The 20650-nt window shown below is 41.6% G+C and carries 21 protein-coding genes; all 21 read right to left on the bottom strand.

The genetic code is table 11. The features are described 5' to 3' along the window. Positions 1 to 3 precede the first annotated feature (3 nt). The 21 genes from CWB75_RS09530 to fliH all read right to left on the bottom strand — a co-directional run bounded on the left by CWB75_RS09530 (position 4) and on the right by fliH (position 20650). Positions 4 to 768, bottom strand: a complete 765-nt coding sequence (locus CWB75_RS09530; RefSeq protein ID WP_138570496.1) for a flagellar motor protein — start codon at positions 766 to 768, stop codon at positions 4 to 6. After that, positions 761 to 1897, bottom strand: a complete 1137-nt coding sequence (locus CWB75_RS09535) for a protein-glutamate methylesterase/protein-glutamine glutaminase (RefSeq protein ID WP_138570497.1) — start codon at positions 1895 to 1897, stop codon at positions 761 to 763. Before CWB75_RS09535 ends, CWB75_RS09530 begins: the two co-directional genes overlap by 8 nt. A gap of 53 nt (positions 1898 to 1950) precedes the next feature. Beyond that, a complete protein-coding gene (locus CWB75_RS09540) occupies positions 1951 to 4176 on the bottom strand; it encodes a chemotaxis protein CheA (protein ID WP_054201712.1) in 2226 nt (741 codons plus the stop codon). Between the two features lie 14 nt (positions 4177 to 4190). Beyond that, entirely contained in the window at positions 4191 to 4964 is a 774-nt protein-coding gene (locus tag CWB75_RS09545; RefSeq protein ID WP_054201713.1) for a protein phosphatase CheZ, read from the bottom strand. Between the two features lie 16 nt (positions 4965 to 4980). Then, the gene (cheY, locus tag CWB75_RS09550) at positions 4981 to 5364 is read right to left on the bottom strand and encodes a chemotaxis response regulator CheY (RefSeq protein WP_008112210.1); all 384 of its coding nucleotides are present in this window, start codon (positions 5362 to 5364) and stop codon (positions 4981 to 4983) included. A 40-nt stretch (positions 5365 to 5404) separates the two neighbouring features. Further along, the gene (locus tag CWB75_RS09555) at positions 5405 to 6115 is read right to left on the bottom strand and encodes an RNA polymerase sigma factor FliA (protein WP_054201714.1); all 711 of its coding nucleotides are present in this window, start codon (positions 6113 to 6115) and stop codon (positions 5405 to 5407) included. A 26-nt stretch (positions 6116 to 6141) separates the two neighbouring features. Further along, complete coding sequence (locus CWB75_RS09560) at positions 6142 to 7002, bottom strand: MinD/ParA family ATP-binding protein (RefSeq protein WP_054201715.1); 861 nt, start codon at positions 7000 to 7002, stop codon at positions 6142 to 6144. Next, positions 6995 to 8482: a flagellar biosynthesis GTPase FlhF gene (flhF, locus tag CWB75_RS09565; protein ID WP_138570498.1), complete on the bottom strand. Its 1488-nt coding sequence runs from the start codon at positions 8480 to 8482 to the stop codon at positions 6995 to 6997. Before flhF ends, CWB75_RS09560 begins: the two co-directional genes overlap by 8 nt. A 21-nt stretch (positions 8483 to 8503) precedes the next feature. After that, positions 8504 to 10612 carry a flagellar biosynthesis protein FlhA gene (gene flhA / locus CWB75_RS09570; protein ID WP_010387925.1) on the bottom strand — a complete coding sequence of 703 codons (2109 nt, stop codon included), beginning with the start codon at positions 10610 to 10612 and terminating at the stop codon, positions 8504 to 8506. Between the two features lie 71 nt (positions 10613 to 10683). Next, positions 10684 to 11814: a flagellar biosynthesis protein FlhB gene (gene flhB / locus CWB75_RS09575; protein WP_138570499.1), complete on the bottom strand. Its 1131-nt coding sequence runs from the start codon at positions 11812 to 11814 to the stop codon at positions 10684 to 10686. A gap of 9 nt (positions 11815 to 11823) precedes the next feature. Further along, the gene (fliR, locus tag CWB75_RS09580) at positions 11824 to 12603 is read right to left on the bottom strand and encodes a flagellar biosynthetic protein FliR (protein ID WP_010387923.1); all 780 of its coding nucleotides are present in this window, start codon (positions 12601 to 12603) and stop codon (positions 11824 to 11826) included. 2 nt (positions 12604 to 12605) lie between these two features. Continuing rightward, positions 12606 to 12875: a flagellar biosynthetic protein FliQ gene (locus CWB75_RS09585; RefSeq protein ID WP_010387922.1), complete on the bottom strand. Its 270-nt coding sequence runs from the start codon at positions 12873 to 12875 to the stop codon at positions 12606 to 12608. Positions 12876 to 12916: 41 nt separating this feature from the next. Next, positions 12917 to 13657: a flagellar type III secretion system pore protein FliP gene (gene fliP / locus CWB75_RS09590; protein ID WP_010387920.1), complete on the bottom strand. Its 741-nt coding sequence runs from the start codon at positions 13655 to 13657 to the stop codon at positions 12917 to 12919. Between the two features lie 4 nt (positions 13658 to 13661). Next, positions 13662 to 14045, bottom strand: a complete 384-nt coding sequence (gene fliO / locus CWB75_RS09595; RefSeq protein WP_010387917.1) for a flagellar biosynthetic protein FliO — start codon at positions 14043 to 14045, stop codon at positions 13662 to 13664. After that, on the bottom strand, positions 14042 to 14443 hold the full coding sequence (gene fliN / locus CWB75_RS09600; RefSeq protein WP_010387913.1) for a flagellar motor switch protein FliN: 402 nt from the start codon (positions 14441 to 14443) through the stop codon (positions 14042 to 14044). The genes fliO and fliN overlap by 4 nt, the downstream gene beginning before the upstream one ends. A gap of 20 nt (positions 14444 to 14463) precedes the next feature. Further along, the gene (gene fliM / locus CWB75_RS09605) at positions 14464 to 15555 is read right to left on the bottom strand and encodes a flagellar motor switch protein FliM (RefSeq protein WP_010387912.1); all 1092 of its coding nucleotides are present in this window, start codon (positions 15553 to 15555) and stop codon (positions 14464 to 14466) included. Between the two features lie 9 nt (positions 15556 to 15564). Continuing rightward, positions 15565 to 16092: a flagellar basal body-associated protein FliL gene (gene fliL, locus CWB75_RS09610; RefSeq protein WP_010387911.1), complete on the bottom strand. Its 528-nt coding sequence runs from the start codon at positions 16090 to 16092 to the stop codon at positions 15565 to 15567. 57 nt (positions 16093 to 16149) lie between these two features. Further along, the gene (locus CWB75_RS09615) at positions 16150 to 17961 is read right to left on the bottom strand and encodes a flagellar hook-length control protein FliK (RefSeq protein WP_138570500.1); all 1812 of its coding nucleotides are present in this window, start codon (positions 17959 to 17961) and stop codon (positions 16150 to 16152) included. Positions 17962 to 18048: 87 nt separating this feature from the next. Further along, positions 18049 to 18495, bottom strand: coding sequence for a flagellar export protein FliJ (gene fliJ / locus CWB75_RS09620; protein ID WP_010387909.1), 447 nt, complete (start codon positions 18493 to 18495; stop codon positions 18049 to 18051). Further along, positions 18495 to 19829, bottom strand: coding sequence for a flagellar protein export ATPase FliI (gene fliI, locus CWB75_RS09625; RefSeq protein WP_054201721.1), 1335 nt, complete (start codon positions 19827 to 19829; stop codon positions 18495 to 18497). Before fliI ends, fliJ begins: the two co-directional genes overlap by 1 nt. A 17-nt stretch (positions 19830 to 19846) precedes the next feature. Further along, positions 19847 to 20650 carry a flagellar assembly protein FliH gene (gene fliH / locus CWB75_RS09630; RefSeq protein WP_138570501.1) on the bottom strand — a complete coding sequence of 268 codons (804 nt, stop codon included), beginning with the start codon at positions 20648 to 20650 and terminating at the stop codon, positions 19847 to 19849.

The raw sequence follows: 20650 nt of genomic DNA on the forward strand, positions 1-20650 counted from the left end.
CCGCTAATGGGCCTGTAGAATAGGACGTTCGACGCGGTAAGCTTCAAGCTTTAATTCTATATTAATAGGGCTTTCACCTTGGCTAATGGCAATAACGCCTTCAGCTAGCATTTCATGGTAAAGCATTTTTTGCTCAACACGTTGCTTTAATTTGTTGGCCATGGGCAAAAATAGTAAATTAGCTAAACCTACACCATATATAGTAGCAATAAATGCCGTGGCAATGCCCGTTCCTAATTGCTCAGGATCATTAATAAACGACATAGCTTGAATCAATCCAAGCACAGCACCTAGGATACCGATAGTCGGGCTGTAGCCTCCCATCGCTTCATATACACGGCTAGCTTCAAGCAATCGTTCTCGTTCGAGTAATAAATCTATTTCAAGGGTATCGCGAAGCTTTTGATCTGAGCAACCATCGACTAATAAACTCAGTCCTTTAGTGGCATAGGGATCAGAGTGCGTAAGCGCTTCATTTTCTAGCGCTAAGTAGCCTTCTTGGCGAGCTTTGTGCGACCAGCGCTTGACTTGCTCAATGGCATCTTCAATATCGTGGTCATCAGTAACAAAAACCCAATGAGTAATACTGAGCATTTTCTTAAAAGTATTGGCTGATGTTTGCAGCATCACCGCCCCCAATGTGCCACCTAATACAATAATTAGTGCTGGCCCATTAAACAGCGCAGATACCACACCTCCCTCTAAAGAATAACCGATTGCAATAGCACCTAATGCAACCAATAACCCTAAAATAGAAAGCTTATCCAAAGCCAACCTCTCTTTTTAAGCGCACCGCCACATCATGAAGGCCTATGCTTTCATTTGCTAACCCAGCACTAGCTACTGCTTGCGGCATACCATATACAACACAACTTTTCTCATCTTGAGCCCAAATTGTAGCGCCAGTTTGTTTAAGCATGCGAGCACCGTCACGACCATCTGCGCCCATACCAGTCAAAATAATGGCAAGTACATCGCCTTGATACGCTTTTGCTACACTAGCAAAGGTAATATCCACACTAGGCTTATAGCTAACTCGTTCATTTTTATCTTCAAATACGCGTAATGTTCTGTTTGAACCTCGCCCTTCTACCATCATTTGCTGACCGCCTGGCGCTAAATAAGCACAGCCTGGTTGCAGTCTATCGCCTTGCTGTGCTTCTTTTACTTTAATTTTACACAAGCTATCTAATCGGGTTGCAAACGCAGGTGTAAATGCTGCTGGCATGTGTTGTATGAGTAGTATTGGGTGTGGGAAATTAGCAGGTAACTGAGTCAATATAGTTTGTAGTGCAACCGGGCCACCTGTTGATGTGCCAATAGCAATTAATTGATATTGCTTACCACTAGCACGTGTTGATGCGCTACTAGAAGGCGTTGGGCTTGCGCTTTTAAAGCTACGATCAGGTTGCACTATAGGCTTATTAGCAAAGCGCTCAGAAGTGCTTGGCGCTGGTTTAATACTTGGAGCAGCAGGCGCTCTGGTAATTCTACCAATTCGCTGGCGGCCTATTTCTTTAACTTTATTTTGTAATAGCTTTATTGCGTCGTCGTTATTACGAGCAATATCTTCAAACTTTTTCGGTAAAAAGTCCATCGCGCCGGCATCAAGTGCATCTAAGGTGGCAGATGCGCCTGCGCGTGTTAACGAGGAGAACATTAAAATAGGAGTTGGGTTACTCGCCATGATCTCTTTGACCGCGCTAATACCATCAAGCACCGGCATTTCAACATCCATGGTGATCACGTCAGGTCGTAATTGAGCTGTTTTATCGACAGCTTCTCGACCATTTACAGCGAAGCCTATAACTTCAATGCCGCTGTCTTGTTCAAGAATTTCACTCACTCTGCGGCGAAAAAAGCTTGAATCATCAACTACTAAAACTTTAACAGCCATTTCGCTCTCTTATTCAATGAATGGGTAGGCATAAAATATATGCCTACTTTTAATTATCCAGCGTAATGCTTTAACATACTTGGCACATCTAATATCAGTGCAATGCCACCATCAGAGGTGATTGTTGCACCTGCCATACCAGGCGTACCTTGAAGTAATGCGTCTAAAGGCTTAATTACCACTTCCTCTTGACCAATAAGCGAGTCAACAACGAAACCCACTTTTTGAGTTCCTATTTGTACAATAACCACATGCCCTTGTGCTTTTCGCTGACCTCTATCGGCCCCTTTGATGAGCCAATGTTCAAGGTAGAATAACGGAATCGATTTTTTACGAACAATTATAGTAAGCTGACCATCAACCACATTGGTTTTTGTTAAATCTAAATGGAATATTTCACTTACACCCGCCAGCGGCAACGCAAAGGTTTGTTCGCCTACCACTACCATTAAGGTAGGCAGTATTGCCAGTGTCAGCGGTACTTTAATCTCTAAAGTAGTACCTACGCCCATCTCTGATTTAATATTCACTGAGCCATTGAGTTGAGTGATTTTTGTTTTAACCACATCCATACCAACGCCACGGCCAGAAATATCTGAGATCTCTTCTTTAGTTGAAAAACCAGGTGCAAAAATAAGGTTATACGCTTCAGTATCAGAAAGGCGACTCGCTTGATCGTGATCAAGCACCCCTTTACTAATCGCAATCTTTTTAAGCTTTTCAGCATCCATACCGGCACCATCATCTTGGATGGTAAGCAGGATATGGTCGCCTTGCTGAGACGCTGATAAAGTAACAGTACCGGTTCTAGGTTTACCCGATGCTTCACGAACATCTGGCATTTCAATGCCATGATCCACTGAGTTGCGCACTAAATGCACGAGTGGATCTGCCAATGCTTCCACTAAATTTTTATCTAAATCGGTGTCTTCACCAACAAGTAATAAATTAATATCTTTTTGCAGCGTTCGTGCTAAATCTCGAACTACTCGGGGGAAACGGCCAAACACTTTTTTGATTGGCTGCATTCGTGTTTGCATTACCGCACCTTGGATATCAGCAGTCACTACATCTAAATTAGAAATAGCTTTACCCATAGCCTCGCTGTCAGAGTTTGTTGCCAAGCTTACCAAACGATTTCGCACAAGTACCAATTCACCAACCATGTTCATTATTTGGTCTAAACGTTTGGTATCAACACGTACTGTTGTCTCCGCCGGTGGAGGCGCTGCTTTTTTAGGCGGCGCTGCCTTAGCTGGCTGTGGAGAAGGTGCCGGCTTTGCAGGCTCTGCTTTTGGTACCGGTTTAGGCTCAGGTTTTGGCGCAGCAGGCGCAGGCTTGTTTGCAGCTACGGGCTCAGGTTTACTTTCTGGAGCCGATGTTTCTAACGATTTAGGTGCACCTTTGCCATGTAATTCATCTAGCAAAGCTTCAAATTCATCGTCACTTATTTCATCATCGCTCGCGCTTGAGTCGTTATTTTGTGAAGCCACAGGAGCCGATGGTGCTTGCTGTGGTGTGCTTGGGGCGTTTTGAGTGACTTCGCCAAAACTACCAACACCATGAAGCTCATCTAATAAGCTATCAAATTCATCGTCAGTTATATCGCCACTGACATCATTATCACTTGATGAGGACTGTTCTTCTTGTGGAGCTTGACCTTTACCATGTAACTCATCAAGTAAGCTTTCGAATTCATCTTCAGTTATTTCATCAATCTGAGAGTCTGAGCTACTGCTATCTGGGCCGCTAAATAATTCATCAAAAGCAAACGGATCTTCTTCCGCATCATTGCTTGGCTGCTCAGCTACAGGTTCAGGTTCTACCGAGGGAGTTTCAACAGGGGCTGTGTCTTCAACTACAGAATCGCCAGCAAGCTCTTCTGCCGTCGGTGGTTGTCCAAGTTTATGAAGGACTGCAAGTAACTCTGGATCAGCAGGTTCTGGTTGGTCACGATTTTTAATTGTGGCAAACATTTCATTAATGGTGTCGAGTGCTTGTAAAATTACATCCATTAATTCAGAGTTAACTGTTCTTACACCTTGGCGCAATAAATCAAACACGTTTTCAGCACCATGACATGCATCAACAAGCTCTGTCATTGCCAAAAAGCCGGCGCCACCTTTTACAGTGTGGAAACCACGAAATATTGCGTTTAGTAGTTCAGTATCATCTGGGTTGTTTTCCAGTTCTACTAACTGTTCAGATAAAAGCTCAAGGATTTCTCCGGCCTCTACTAAAAAGTCTTGTAAAATATCTTCATCGACTTCAAAGCTCATGCAGTACTCTCCTATTAGAAGCCCAAACTTGATAATAGATCATCAACTTCATCTTGATCAGATACAACATCATTACGCGATTCTTTATCAATAATAGGCCCTTCTGGGCCTGCTAGTGTTTGTGCAACAATGGAATCTTCTGTTTCTTCTGGTTGTTCGGTCAGTTGTGCTGGCTCAACTTCACCTTGTGCTGCAAATGCAGTTAACAAGTGGATTAAGCTTTCTTCAACTTCACGCACAAGTTCAATAACACGACGAATAACCTGACCAGTTAAATCTTGATAGTCTTGAGCCATCAATACATTGGTCATCAACATTTGCAACTCATCAGTTTTATGATGAGAGCTGTTCATAAACTTATCAATACTATGGCAAAGTGACTTAAACTCACCAAGCTCTATTTCGCGGTTCATTAAGCGATCCCACGTTGGCTTGATGTCAGCTATTTCGTCAGCAATTTCTTGTGCTAATGGTAAGCTTGCTTCAACTGCATCCATTGTTTTATTGGCTGCGTTTTCTGTCATTTCCATGACGTAGTTAAGGCGTTTTTTAGCGTCAGGGATGGCATCAGTGGTAATATCTGTTAAACGCGTGTCTAACTCGAAACTCTTTAAAGCTTCGTGCAGTTGACGCGTTAACTTACCCACCTCAGCAAATAGCTGTGATTGCTCTTGTGAAGCTGTTTCTAAAATTAACTGATTCGCTTTATCTTGCTCACCATTTTCTAAAAAAACCACTAACTGGCGAGCTTGTTCTAAAGTAATCTGAGGCGCAGCAGGTGCTGACATAAGCCTCTCCCTCTCATTAACCTAAGCGTTCGAACACTTTTTCTAATTTAGTTTTCAATGTACCTGCAGTAAATGGTTTAACAATGTAACCATTAACGCCAGCTTGGGCAGCAGCAATTATTTGTTCTTTTTTAGCTTCTGCTGTCACCATTAAAACAGGAATATGCTTTAATTTTTCATCAGCTCGAATTGCCCTCAAAAGATCAATACCTTGCATGCCTGGCATATTCCAATCTGTTACAACAAAATCAAACGCTTGATTTTGTAACATAGGTAAAGCAGTTGACCCGTCATCTGCTTCTTGAACATTGGTAAAACCTAAATCGCGCAACAGGTTTTTAATAATACGTCTCATCGTCGAAAAATCATCAACAACAAGAATTTTAATGTTTTTATCCAAAACATCCTCCAGTGAGGCCTGAACCTTTATTTACTTACTTCTAGTTTATCCAGTCATTGATTTTTGCTTTAAGCTTAATCATCGCCTGACCATGTATCTGACTTACACGCGACTCACTTACATCGAGTATATGCCCAATTTCTTTTAAATTCATTTCATCGTTATAGTACAAAGAAAGCACCATTGCATCTTTTTCCGGTAACGACTTTATCGCATTGAGTAAAGACTCATTAAACCGTTCATTTTTAACATTATTGAAAGGTTTGTCTAGTGCTAAATCTTGACCATGCGGTGTAATCACATCATCGTCAATACCAAGGTCTTCAATACCTAAAACTTTGCTTACATTCACATCGTTTAAAATATGATGGTACTCATTTAACGAAATTTCAAGTTTTTCAGCAACTTCACTATCTTTGGGTTCACGGTTTAAACTACTTTCAAGAGCAACAATAGTCTCTGCTACTAAGCGGCTTTTTCTGTGAACCGAGCGTGGAACCCAATCACCTCGACGCATTTCATCTATCATTGCACCACGAATACGAATTCCCGCAAAGGTTTCAAAACTCGCACCTTTGCTTGCATCAAAGTTTTTTGAAGCTTCTATTAATCCGATCATACCTGATTGGATTAAATCATCTAGTTGCACACTGGCCGGTAAACGAGCAATTAAATGGCATGCCACTTTTTTGACTAATGAGGCATGCTTTTCAACAATCATATTTAAACTCTGTGTTGACTGATATCCCATAGCTCTATTCACCGGTATTGTCATTATTAGTTACTAACTAGCTTCTCAATAAAAAACTCTAAATGACCCGAGGCTTGACTAGGTGTTGGCCACTTAGTAATTTTTGTCGCCAGTGTTTTAAAAGCAATCGCTGCTGGAGATCCTGGAAAAACTTCAACTATCACTTTTTGGCGACGCGTTGATTTGCGCATATTCTCATCATAAGGAACTGTTGCAACAAGCTCCATTGATATATCTAAAAATCGGTCGGTTACTTTTGAAAGTTTAGCAAATAATTCCTGCCCTTCACGTAAGCTACGCACCATGTTGGCAACAATTTTAAATTTGTATACGCCGTGCTCACGGCTCAGTACTTTAATGAGCGCATAGGCATCGGTAATTGATGTTGGCTCATCACATACCACCACAACCACATCCTGTGCGGCACGAGAAAAGCTCAATACCATGTCAGAAATACCCGCAGCGGTATCAACAATTAAAATATCAAAATCAGTGTTAAGCTCGCTAAATGCACGAATAAGTCCAGCGTGCTCTGAAGGAGATAACTCAACCATACTTTGCGAACCCGATGTTGCAGGTACTATTTTTATACCTGCAGGGCCTTCAACTAAAATATCTTCAAGTTCACACTCACCTGATAAGACATGAGATAAATTGCGCTCTACACGCAGTCCAAGCATAACATCACAATTAGCTAACCCTAAATCAGCATCTAAAACCAGCACACGTTTGCCTTGTTGGCCTAGCGCGATTGCCGTATTAAGGGATACGTTTGTTTTACCTACTCCACCTTTGCCGCCGGTGACAGCGATAACTTTTACGCCGTTATTATTATTGTTGCTCATTTTGCGAAGGCCGCTTGCTTGATCTAAAACTGTGTTAATCATACATCTCTACTGTGCTCGACGCCACTGATTGGTGTCGTGATTGTTGTGCTTTTATTCTTTTTAAATACAATTGCTCAGCTTTTCTTACTAGTTTTTCGGCATTTGCCACTCTAATATCTTCTGGTACTCGCTGACCGTTAGTAAGATACCCTATTGGGAGACGATTTTGAATCGCAATACTAATAATCTCACCTAAACTCAATGACTCATCTAACTTAGTAAAAATACATCCACTAAGCTGTACTTTTTTAAAATGCCTTACTGTTTCTTGTAATACATTAATTTGTGCTGTAGCACTTAATACTAAATAACTACGTATATCTACACGCTGATTACGCATCAAGGTATTAAGCTGCTCAGTTAAACGCAAATCTCGCTGACTCATTCCTGCTGTATCAATTAAGACTAGACGTTTATTTCGTAAATGGTATAAAACTTCTGCTAATTCATTTGCATCTTTAACTTGTTTAACGCCACAGCCAATAATTCGACCATAGGTTGCTAGCTGCTCATACGCACCAATACGGTAGGTATCAGTAGTAATAAGTGCAACTTTATCAGCACCATATTTTTGCGCACCTAATGCAGCTAATTTTGCAACTGTGGTGGTTTTACCTACCCCTGTTGGGCCTACTAGTGCATAAACACCACCTTGGCGAAGAATTTCGTTGTTAGTGGTTTGCATTTGATCTTCAACCATATTCAATAAGGCTTTCCAACCTTGTTGGCGAGATACATCGTCGGGTACAAAGCATGCCATTTGCTCAGCAACATCTTTATCTATCCCCATACCCACTAAACGGTCAATCATGCATGCACGGGTTGGATCGCGACGTGCCATATCTTGTTGCATTAAACCTGACACTTGATGTTCTAGTAATTGACGAATTGCGTTCATTTCTTCGCGCATAGTGCTTATATCACTCGACTCGTTTTGCATCGTTTGCTGACGAGGTGCACTCGGTGAGTCTAAATCGTCAAAACCACTGTCTAAATCATCAAAACCCAAGCTATCAGCTTGAGTACGAGGACGTGCAGGTGCGCTTGGTTCACGCTCAAACATATTTTTAGGTCGAGATTGCACAGCTTCTTGTTCTTGATAATGACCAGAGGTATCAATGCCTGATTGTGAAAACATTGACGCAAGCTCTGCTGAACGAGGACGGGGAGATTGACGTTCTAATAAAGCTTGTAAACTATCAGCTACCTTTGCTTGTGGCTTAGGTTGAGCACGTTGTGGCTCTGGTTTTACAAAATTATGTGAGCTCTGGGTATGTGCAAATGAAGCGCTTGCAGCTGGCTGGCTTTGAGGCTGCTCTGGCGCTTTTGCTGCGGCTTTGTCGTAATCAACAGCTGCAACAATTTCAACGCCATTAGCTAGTTTCTTATTTGACATAATAACCGCATCAACACCGAGCTCTTCTTTTACTTCTTTTAGTGCGGTGCGCATGTCTTTAGCAAAAAAACGTTTAATTTTCATAATTCAAACCCCTTTAAAATCTTATTGTTGGCCTACAGAGCTGACAATCTTGATCTGTCTTTCATCTGGTATCTCTTGATAAGACATCACTCGCAATCCTGGAATGGTGTATTTAACAAATCGAGATAGCACAGTGCGTAACATTCCTGACGTTAGCAATATTGAAGGTTCACCGGCCATTTCTTGATTTTGATGCGCTTCATTCAATGATGTTTGAAGTCTATCAGCAAGTCCTGGTTCTATTCCGGCACCTTCATCACCTGCATTTTGAAGTGACTGATGCAACATCTGTTCCAACTCAGGCGCCAAGGTTATGACAGGGATTTCAGAAGACATACCAACAGCATCTTGAACGATTAATCTACGCAACGATATTCTCACTGCAGCCGTTAATACATCAGGGTCTTGGCTACGAGGGCCATACTCAACAAGGGTTTGAACAATTGAGCGCATATCTCGTATTGCTACCCCTTCATTTAATAAGTTTTGTAGTACTTTAACGATGGTGGTCAGCGGTAATACCTCAGGTACTAGCCCTTCAACTAAGCGAGGGTGACTTTTACCTAACATATCTAATAAGTTTTGTACTTCTTCGTGGCCAAGCAATAATGCGGCGCTATTGGTGAGTAACTGGCTAATATGAGTGGCCACAACGGTTGCTGAATCAACTACGGTATAACCTAAAGATTGCGCTTCATCTTTTTGATCGGGTTTTATCCATACCGCATCTAAACCAAATGCAGGGTCTGTAGTTTCAATGCCTTTTAGCGGGCCAAACACTTGGCCTGGGTTAATTGCTAATTCATCGCCGTGTTTAAGCTCTCCCTCACCACTTGATACACCCATCATAGTGATGCGATACGCATTTGGATCAAGTTCAAGGTTGTCGCGAATATGTACAGGCGGTACTAAAAAGCCCAGCTCTTGAGATAGTTTTTTACGCACCCCTTTAATGCGGTTTAACAGCTCACCACCTTGTGATTGGTCAACCAAAGGAATTAATCGATAACCTACTTCTAAGCCAATAACATCAACTTGCTGTACATCATCCCAACCCAGTTCTTTTTGTTCTTGTTTAGCCGCAATCCCGGTACCTGAGGCTGCATTTTCAGCTTCTTCGGCCTCAGCAGCCGCCAATTTAAGTTTGTTTTGCTGGGTGTAGTATGCAAGGTAACCTAAAAGCGCCCCTAAGCTTAAAAATGCAATATGCGGCATACCTGGGACTAAACCCATAGTAATGAGGATACCAGAGGCAATAAATAATGATTTTTCGTTTCCTAGCTGCTGCTTAAACTGATCGCCCATATTGTGCGACTCATTTTGACGCGTTACAACAATCGCAGTACCAATTGAAAGTAGTAATGAAGGTAATTGCGCGACTAAGCCATCACCAATGGTCAATAGTGTGTACACTTCCATAGCGCGTGAAAAGCTCAAGTCATGCTGGATCATGCCAACAAATAAACCACCTACAATATTGATCACTAAAATGACGATACCCGCGATAGCATCGCCTTTTACAAATTTACTGGCACCATCCATAGAACCATAAAAGTCGGCTTCACGGGTTACTTCATCACGACGCTCTCTGGCTTGCTCTGCACTAATAAAGCCAGCATTCATATCTGCATCAATCGCCATTTGCTTACCCGGCATGGCATCAAGGGTAAAGCGTGCTGACACTTCAGAAATACGCCCTGCACCTTTGGTAATTACCACAAAGTTTATGATAATTAGAATCAGAAACACCACTAAACCCACGGCGTAGTTACCACCAATCACCACCGAGCCAAATGCTTCAATTACCTTACCAGCGGCATCACCACCATTATGACCCTCAAGAAGTACCACCCGAGTACTGGCTACGTTAAGTGCTAAACGCATGATCGTAGCGATTAACAACACCGCTGGAAACATGCCAAACTCAAGCGGCTTCATGGTATATACGGTGACCAGTAATACAACTAATGCGAGCGCGATATTAAACGAAAATAATATATCAAGCAGAAATGGAGGCAGTGGTAATATAACCATGCCAAGCGCAGCTAAGACTAAAAGCGGTGTACCAACGCCTTTTGCATATTCTTTTTTATCTTTATTAAGTTGTTGTAATACCGCTTTAAATTCCATAACTCTACAATTTCAAAAAATTGACACTACGCTGAAATTGCAATAACTATTCCAAGTTAGTTGGTTAGCGGTTAATACTTAAATTCATCAGGGATTGGCAGCTTTTTATTAAGCGCGACAGGGCGTTTTCCACGGCCTTTTTTAAACCGTTTAAGTTGAAATACATAGGCAAGCACTTGGGCAACTGCAGTAAAGAGCTGATCGGGAATTTGATCCCCTACTTCAGCGGTATGATAAAGCGCTCGCGTTAAGGTAGGCGACTCAACAATAGGCACTTCATTACCCAAAGCAATTTTACGAATTTGCATAGCGAGTTCGTCAACGCCTTTGGCTAGTACAATAGGCGCTCCAGCTCGCTCTGTGTCGTATTTTAAAGCCACTGAGTAATGAGTAGGGTTGGTAACAATAACATCGGCATCAGGAACATCCTGCATCATTCTCTTTTGCGACATTTGACGTTGGGTTTGCCTGATACGCGCTTTGATTTGCGGATCACCCTCAGAGTTTTTATATTCATCTTTTACTTCTTGCATCGTCATTTTAAGCTGTTTGTTATGGCTATAACTTTGAAATGGCGCATCAATAGCTGCAATAATAATTAAGGTGCAAGATAATCCTAAAAACATCCAGGCTAATATTTCCAAAGCATGCACGATATTGCCTGGCGCACTTTCTATACTTAAATGTAATATTTCATCAAAATAAACATTAATTAAAAAGATAGCGAAAGTTGCCACTAGGCCAAACTTTAATATTGACTTAAGTAGCTCAATAGCCGCTTGCGGGCCAAACATCCGAGTAAAACCTTTCATTGGCGACATTTTACTGGCTTTGGGCGCTGCTGCCTGCCAGCTAAAATTAAAGCCGCCAAGCATGGTGTTACCAATAAACGCAGCCAGTACAATAATAAGTACAAACATCGACATAGGAAATAACAGTACGTCGGCCACCTCCCCCCACACCGCAAACATTTTTGTGGTGTCGTAAGTTTCATTGCGATTAAGACTAAGCATTCTGCCCATAATTCGATACAAGCCTTTACCAATTTCAGGGCCGTACATTAATAAAGAAATAGCAGAAAAAATGAGTACAAACATAGTACCTAGCTCTTTAGAGCGCGCTATTTGGCCTTTCTTTTTGGCATCATCAACTTTTTTGGGCGTGGGTTCTTCGGTTTTTTCTTGTCCTGAATCTTCAGCCATTACGCTCTCCTAAGGGGAACAACCAACTAGAGTACACATTAGCTCAACCATTTTTAGCCATTGGAACTCAAACTGAGTGATAAAGTTACCGAGGGTAGCCCAAATAATAACGAGCCCAGCCACTAAGGTAAACGGAAAGCCTATAGAGAAGATATTTAACTGTGGGGCAGCACGGGTCATGATGCCAAATGACATATTAATTACAAGCATGGCCGTTAATGGCGCTAACGAAAGCACTAGTGCAGTGGTAAACATCCAACCACCCCATGTCACTATGTCCCAATAATGATCAACCGCCCACCAATTACCATCAATTGGCAATACCTGAAAACTATGTACCACCATTTGAATCATCATTAAATGGCCATTAAATACAAAAAATAACAAGGTAGCTAAAATGAGGTAGAACTGCCCTACAGCAGGTACACTCATTCCATTTGAGGGGTCAACAACAGACGCAAAACCTAAACCAGTTTGCATAGCAAGGATTTGCCCGGCTAACACAAATGTATTGAGCAGTAGTGTGGATGCAAAACCAATCGCAACGCCAATCAGCATTTGTTGTAGCACCACTAAAACCATTTCAAAAGAAAATAAATTAGTAAATGTAGCTGGAGGTAGAACAGGCACAACTAAAAATGTGACTACAACAGCCAAGCCCATTTTAATTCGAGAAGGGACGTTTTTGGCGCCAATACCCGCCATTATCATGATCATTGAGCTAATACGCACCAAGGGCAGTAAAAAATCACTTAACCATTGAATAACAACGGAAAATGGGAACTCCATCGTTAACCTGCTATTTCGGGTATAAGAAGCACTAAGCGATTAAAAAAATCCATCAGCTCTTGAGTAAACCAATGTCCACCCACTATTAACGCACTAATAGTAATTAATAGACGTGGTAAAAAGCTCAGTGTTTGTTCATTAATTGAGGTTGCCGCCTGAAATACTGCCACTACTAAACCAATAATTAAACCAGGTACCACAATAGCAGACACCAGCTTAATAACTAAAAACAGGGCTCCACTTAAAATATCAACAAATACTTCAGGTTCCATGGGCGACTCCTAGAGTGATTGGTTCAAAGTAGAAAGCACCACTATGTGCCCAACCCAAAGCTTTTAGCGAGCGTACCCATCACCAAGCTCCAACCATCAACCAATACAAACAACATAATCTTAAACGGTAGCGATACAATCATGGGGGATAGCATCATCATACCCATGGCCATCAACACCGATGCAACCACCAAATCGACAATCAAAAAGGGGATGAAGAACATAAAACCGATAATAAAGGCTGTTTGTAGCTCACTGGTCACAAACGCCGGAATAAGCACTATCAATGGCGTTGCTTCGGGTGAATCAAGCTGATCGTACCCAGCTATTTTTGCAAAGGTTTCTAAGTCTTTTAATCGTACTTGAGAAAGCATAAAAGCTTTCATTGGCTCTTTAGCTAAATCGAGTGCTTCTAGTGATGTTACCTGTTCACTTAAGTACGGTTCGATTGCGCGTTCGTTTATTTGCTCATAAATAGGCGCCATAATAAAAATACTTAAAAACAGCGACATACCTAGTAATACTTGATTAGAAGGCGTTTGTTGTAAACCAATCGCTTGGCGCAAAATAGCTAAAACAACAATAATTCGAGTGAACGAGGTCATCATGATAATGGCTGCTGGAATAAAGCTCATAGCCGTCATGATCGCTAACACTTGTAGCGTCACTGAATAGTCTTGCGTGCCATCTGCATTACTTGTGATCGTAAGCGCGTCTATTCCTTCAGCACTGACTCCTGGTACGAATACCATAGCAAATATGAAAAGCAGCCATTTAGTCATGATATTAGTTCTTTTTATTTTGATTAAGTTGCGGATTCAACATTTTGCCAAAACGCTTAGCTAATTCTGGTAACTCTTTTTCTGTCAGGGGAGTTTCTAGCTTGTGTAAATAATTAATGCTATGTGGAGTTACACCTAATAGGTGCTGTGCATTATCTATCTCGACTACCATTAATCGCTCGCGTGAGCCTAAAGGAAGACTGCGGATCACTTTGAATTCATCGTTATTGGTTAAATTTGGATTAAGCTTTTTAACAAAAAAAGCCAACACTAAAATTAACACGACCACCACACCTAACGACATCACCATTGAAATAATGTCTGTGGTGGGTGTTGCAGCATCGGTAGCTGCAAACACAGAATTGCTTAAACCAAGTAATGCTATCATCGTAACTTTTTGATCCGTTCAACCTGACTAATTACATCCGTTAAGCGAATACCAAACTTATCGTTCACCACAACCACTTCACCATGTGCTATCAATGTACCGTTAACTAATACATCAAGCGGTTCACCAGCAACCCTATCAAGCTCAACAACTGAACCTTGGTTAAGTTGTAATAAGTTACGAATATTAATTTTAGAACGCCCTACTTCCATCGAAATAGTAACGGGAATATCTAAAATAGTGTCGAGTTTACGTTTTTCTTCACCGCTGAGCTCATGCTTCGAATCATCCAGCTCATCAAGCTCGGTTACTTTAACCTCTGCACTATCATCGTCAGTTCCCTCAGCTTCAGCAAGTGCTGCTGCCCATTCGTCCATCGTATCTTGATCATCGCTCATACTTTTAACCTTTTAATCAATTACCAGTCTAAGTCTACACCGTTTGAAAGGTGTAAATCATCTTCTAGTTCTGCTAATTCTGCATCTGAATCAATTTTTTTGCCGCCTTTAGTAAAGACATGCAGCTCAGATTTAACTGAATCAGGGCGTTTAATTTTTTCACTAATTTGTAGCGCAACGTTATCGCGTGAGCGACCCATTTTAGCTCTAAATGTTGGTAACTCTTCAACAAACACAGTAATATGCTCTGGCATTTCAACAGGAATAATATCCCCCGCCTTAAGCTCCATAATTTGTTTTAAACTTAAATCAACTTCAAGTAGCTGAGTCGACAAATCGACTTCTACATCCATTATTTCGTCGCGAAGTGCCTTGCTCCAACGTAAATCGGTATCTTCAGTATCAGACTGAACACCTGCATCCAGTAGCTCTCGAATAGGTTCGAGCATTGAGTAAGGCAGCGCAATGTGAAAGTCACCACCGCCGCCATCAAGTTCAATATGAAAAGAGCTAATAACCACTACTTCGGTTGGGCTAACAATGTTAGCCATTGCAGGGTTCACCTCAGAATCAAGATACTCAAACGACACATCCATAACCGGTGCCCATGCTTCTTTGTAATCTTCAAAGATTATTTTTAGCAGCATTTGCACGATACGGCGCTCTGTTGGGGTAAATTCACGCCCTTCAATTTTGGCATGATAACGACCATCGCCACCAAAAAAGTTATCTACCAGTATAAAGACTAAGCGCGCCTCCATGGTAATTAAACCAGTGCCTTTTAATGGACGAAAACGCACCATATTCAAACTGGTTGGTACAAATAAGGTATGAATATACTCACCAAATTTGATCATTTGCACGCCATTAATTGACACCTCAGCGGTGCGGCGCATCATGTTAAATAAGCTAATTCGCATATGACGCGCAAATCGCTCATTAACAATTTCAAGTGTCGGCATGCGACCACGCACGATGCGATCTTGCGAAGAGAAGTCATACTGTAGCGTACTTCCCTCACCGTCTTCACCGTCGTGTATATCTTCCTCTTCGACCTCATCAACACCGTGTAATAGCGCATCAATTTCGTCTTGGGATAATAAATCGCTCACACTGACCCCTTATTGCATCACAAAGCCGGTAAACAGTACCCGCTCAATTACTTTACTTCCTTCCACATCCATCATTGCAGCTTGTACTTTATCTAGCGCAGTAAAGCGCAGTGTTTCTTTGCCTACACTGGTGCTTAGTTCATCTGCGGTAGTCATTGAAAATACACTCAATAGCGTACCTTCAATCAGCGGAATATGCTTTTTAGCAGTTTCTTCATTGCCATCTCCGCGCACCAGCAATTGCACTTTAATTTGTACAATTCTATCGCGACTCGCCCCTGGAACATTAAATATAAAAGGTCTTGGCATAGCAACATATAGCGCACTGCCGACCGTTGCCGAGGAGCTTGATGATTCTGCGGCTACTTCACCACTGGCGGCATCATCTGTTAAAGTTTCTACGGGCTCATCATCACCCGATAGTAAAAAGTAACCAGCTACACCGCCAACAATAACTAATACAGCGGCTATAATTATAATGAGTTTGCTTTTATTTTTACTGACTTCTTCTATTTCTAAATTAGTATCTTCAGCCATTGTATTTCCTTTATTCGCAAAGGTATTTGCTTGTTTTAACTATTATAATAGCAGGACTTAGGCATAGTAATCTATTGATGATGACGTTTGTTGTCCAGAACTATGTGTTTGCTTATCTGGTTGCTCACTATTTGTCTCATCTGAAGAGCTATTATTAGCCATTTGACCTTGTGGCTGACCTTCTTGTTGCTCGTTTTGTTCTGGAGATGAACCACCATAAGAAATGCTGCTTTCACCTAGTTCTAAACCCTGTTGCATTAATAATTCTCTAAGCCTAGGTAATGATTGCTCCAGCGCTTCTTTGGCTTGCTGATTTTGCACTACAAAGTTTATTTGTGCTTGCTCCGCATCACTTCGAATACGAATTTGCATACTGCCCATTTCAGGTGGATCTAAACGAATTTCAGCTTCTTTGTTATTAATGCTTAACATTGAAGTAACGCGCTCTTGTAGCATTTTTGCGGCATCACTTTTAATAATATTTAATGCCTGTAAGGTGGCAGGATCAATGCTCACCTGTTTAGCTTGCGCAGTGCTTTGTAACTGCCCAGCCTGTAAACTTTGCGCTTCAATAATAGCTTGCTCGTAGCCTAAAGTATCGTATTTAGCGATAGTATTAAGCGACGATTTATCGAATATATTAATGATTTGAGAAAAAATCTGTGCAGCACGCGGTGGCATTTGTTCTGCGTTAGTGGCGCGCATACTCTCTTTTTGTAGTACATCAAGCTGTTTAGTAAGCTCCTCAGGCGTTTCGGCTATCGATTTAGAGCTTTCTGATTTTAGCTCAGGTTTTACATTAGCCGACTCTGTACCTTGTTGTGTTTTAGGTGTAACACCTGCTATCAACGTATTATTAGCAAACAACGGCTTATCTTTGGCACTAGACAAAGTGTCTGCGTTGATAGCAGTTTCTAAATCACTGATAACCCCTTTTAATAAGGTAAGTTCTTTAGTAGGTATAGGCTCGCTTTTAATGTATCCCTGCAACTGATTAAGCAATGCCTGTTTTTCTGGGGTCGTTAGCGTACTTATTTGTGCATTAATGGCTTGTTGAGGAGTTTGCGGTTTCTCGCTTTCGCTAACATACTTACTGAGTAACTGCTTTAAATCCGCTACATTGTCTTTATTAATAGGTTTGCTCATCGCATCAAGCTCAGTAGCAAGTTCACCTTGTTGAGCAGGCGTTAAATTTGCTAAGAGTTTATCAGCTTTTATTGCATTATCATCTTTTGATAACAACGCTAAAACAGAGGCGTCTATCGATGCTTTAGTACCTGTAGAATCAGTCGGCTTATCTGATGGTTTAGCAACCGCTTGCTCATTTTTAACCGTCTCAGATTCTCCGGCTGTGGCAGCTGTCGCTATTGATTTAGTTCCAAGCTGTGGAGACTCAACAGCAGTTTTGCTCGCTGATGCAGCACCTGCAACATTTTGTGCTTGTAAAATAGCTGCATCATCAACAATTTCATCACTTGGCAAATTAATAACAATAGGTGCAAGCTTATCTTCAGGCTTAATGTTTATTTTGACACCATTTTTGTCTATTAACTCTGCGCCGCCATGAGAGTTATTTTTTACTGAGGTGTCGATTACCTGTGCCGCATTAATTTGCGCCAACATGTCTTCACCGCTCAAAGGCTTTTCTTCGCTATCTTGCTCTTTTAGGTCGGGTTGTTCATCTGAAGGCTGTTTGTGTGGCGCTTTGACCTCTGAATCTTGTGTTTCAGAAGCTTGGTTCGCAAGAGCTAGTTGGTCAAAAAAACCAGCATCATTACTACTATCTAGTTTTGCTTTATCACTGTCTTTTTTAACTAAGTATGAGTCTTGCTCAGATACCGCCAACATTGAAATATCATTCATCGCCATAAATCACCTAATAAAAGCGGCAACAGCCCACCGCACAATCCTAAAAAACATTGCTCTTATAGAACATAAGCAATTAGTATGCCTACCTTATAGTGCTTTATTCCTTTGATAAAATTGATTAGAAGAAAACTCATCTAACATTTTTTGTTCATTCTTAGCCACCAGCATATCCGCTTTTAACTGTTGCTTTTCAATTAGCTTAGCAACCGCTTTGGCTTTAACTTGTTGTTTTAACCATAACGTTTTACGCTGGCTCACGACTTGTTTTGCAGTATTAACGGTACTCGCTTGTTGGCGAGTCGCCTCTTCAATCTTAGCTATGAATGCGTGATACTGGCTAAACCCGGCACTTGATAAGCCTGACTGCCCTTTAATATGAAGTTGCTGCGTATATTCAAGTCGAAAGTCATTTAAGCCTTGAAGCTTTTGCTGATTTAGCTGCAAGTTTTGATTTGCTTGCAAGTAGCTCATGCGTAATGTTTCTTCTTTTTCATTTTCAAGCTTAAGCAGCAAATGTAGTTTATTTTTTGCCATTATGCTTGCCCTAATAATTGTGCGAGCCCTTGTAGGCCATCGTCATAACTAATCACGTCACGCATGCCTTGCTGTAAAAATGCGTTCACTCTTGGCATCATATTTATTGCCTGATCAAGCATTTGGTCACTGCCTTTTTGATAAGCACCCAAGGTGATCATGTCTTTGTTCTGTTGATACATAGAATATACTTGTTTAAGTACCCGCGCTTGCTGCATATGTGGCTCTGAAACCACTTGTGGCATCACTCGAGAAATAGACTTTTCTATATCAATAGCAGGGTAATGACCGCTGTCGGCTAAATCACGCGATAAAACAATATGCCCATCAAGTATGGCACGTGCGGCATCGGCTATCGGGTCTTGCATGTCATCACCTTCACTCAGTACAGTAAAAAAGGCAGTAATAGAGCCTTGCCCTTCTCCGCCATTACCAGCACGTTCCACTAATGCGGGTAATTTAGCAAATACTGAAGGCGGATAACCTTTGGTTGCAGGGGGCTCACCCACAGCCAGTGCTATTTCACGCTGCGCCATGGCATAACGTGTTACCGAGTCAAGCAGTAACAATACGTTTAGCCCTTGATCTCGAAAGTATTCTGCAATGGTGACTGCACTCTCACAGCCTTTTAATCGCATTAATGGCGAAGCATCAGCAGGCGCTGCCACAACAACTGAGCGTTTACGTCCTTCAACACCCAGTATTTCTTCAATAAATTCTTTTACTTCTCGGCCACGCTCACCGACTAAACCCACTACAATTACATCGGCTTCACTGCCTCGAGTCATCATGCCCAATAGTACAGATTTACCCACACCGGAGCCTGCAAATAAGCCCATACGCTGGCCTTGGCCTACGGTAATTACTGAGTTAATAGCGCGTACTCCCACATCCATGGGTTTACTAATGGGGCGTCTTGCCAGTGGATTTATTGCGTTTTGAGCGAATTTAAGTGTGTGTTCTGCGTTTATTTTCCCTAGCCCATCTAAAGGTCGCCCTAAACCGTCGACAACTCGGCCAAGTAAACTCATACCAACAGGTAAACCAGTGTCATTAACTTGAGGAATAACTCGGGCACCAGGAAGTACACCTGAGATATGATCATTGGGCATTAAATATAAGGTTTGATCATTAAAACCAACAATCTCGGCATCAACAAAGCCGCTCATGGTTTCAATTTTACATTGGCTGCCTACTGGAGCTCGCAGGCCTTTTGCTTCAAGTGTTAAACCAACCACACGGGTTAAAACACCCGCAACCGCAGGGGCTGGGGTTTTAATATGTTGTTGGTATTGAGATAAGCGTTCGCTTAATGAAGTATCGCTCACAGACATTGCACGCCAATAAAAAGTTAGATACCACTATTATGCAAAAAACTATCCAATGTTTCTTTGACACGAGTTTTCAAGGTCATATCTAAAGACGATAGTGTTGTCTTAACTTCACAACCGCCGCGCTCCAATGTAGGCTCTGGAATTAACTGCCAATGATTATCTTCAATAGCTTGCTCGCCATAACTGGTTTTTATAAGTGTTAGGTCTTCTGGGTGAAGATGAATTTTAACTTTCTGTTGCTCTGCATTCAATGCATCAATGCTTTTTTTCAAGGTATGTAAGATAATATCAGGCGAAGTTTTTATCTCTTGATAAATGATTGCTTCACTGAGCATAGTTGCTAACTGCACTAACTGCTTTTCTGCTTGCTCATCCACTTTTTTAAGTGGATCAGATAAACTATCTAACAAGCTGCGTAAGTGAGTTAACTGCTCATCCATTAAAGGTTTAACCTCTTCTTGACCTTGGCTTTTACCCAGCTCAACACCTTCTTTGTAACCAGCTTCTTTTCCCTCAGTTACGCCTTTATCAAAACCATCTATATAGCCTTGCTCGTGTCCTTGCTTAAGACCTTCCTCATACGCATCTTGGCGAATGCGCTCAAGCTCCACCATAGTAAGAGAAGGTAATTCTTGTTCTTCGGGCTCTTCATCTTGCTCTTTGGCCATTTCTTTATGGTATAGCTCTGCCAATGGCGTACCAAAAGCGGTCGAACGATTGCCAAAACTTCGCTCATCTGGCGCAACATCTGGAATTGGCCAATTTTTTAATAGCTCATCAGCTTCATCAGCGTGTAACGGGCGACCTTTTGAGTTACTCAT

The sequence above is a fragment of the Pseudoalteromonas sp. S1608 genome, from assembly GCF_005887265.1.
Classification (GTDB): domain Bacteria; phylum Pseudomonadota; class Gammaproteobacteria; order Enterobacterales; family Alteromonadaceae; genus Pseudoalteromonas; species Pseudoalteromonas undina.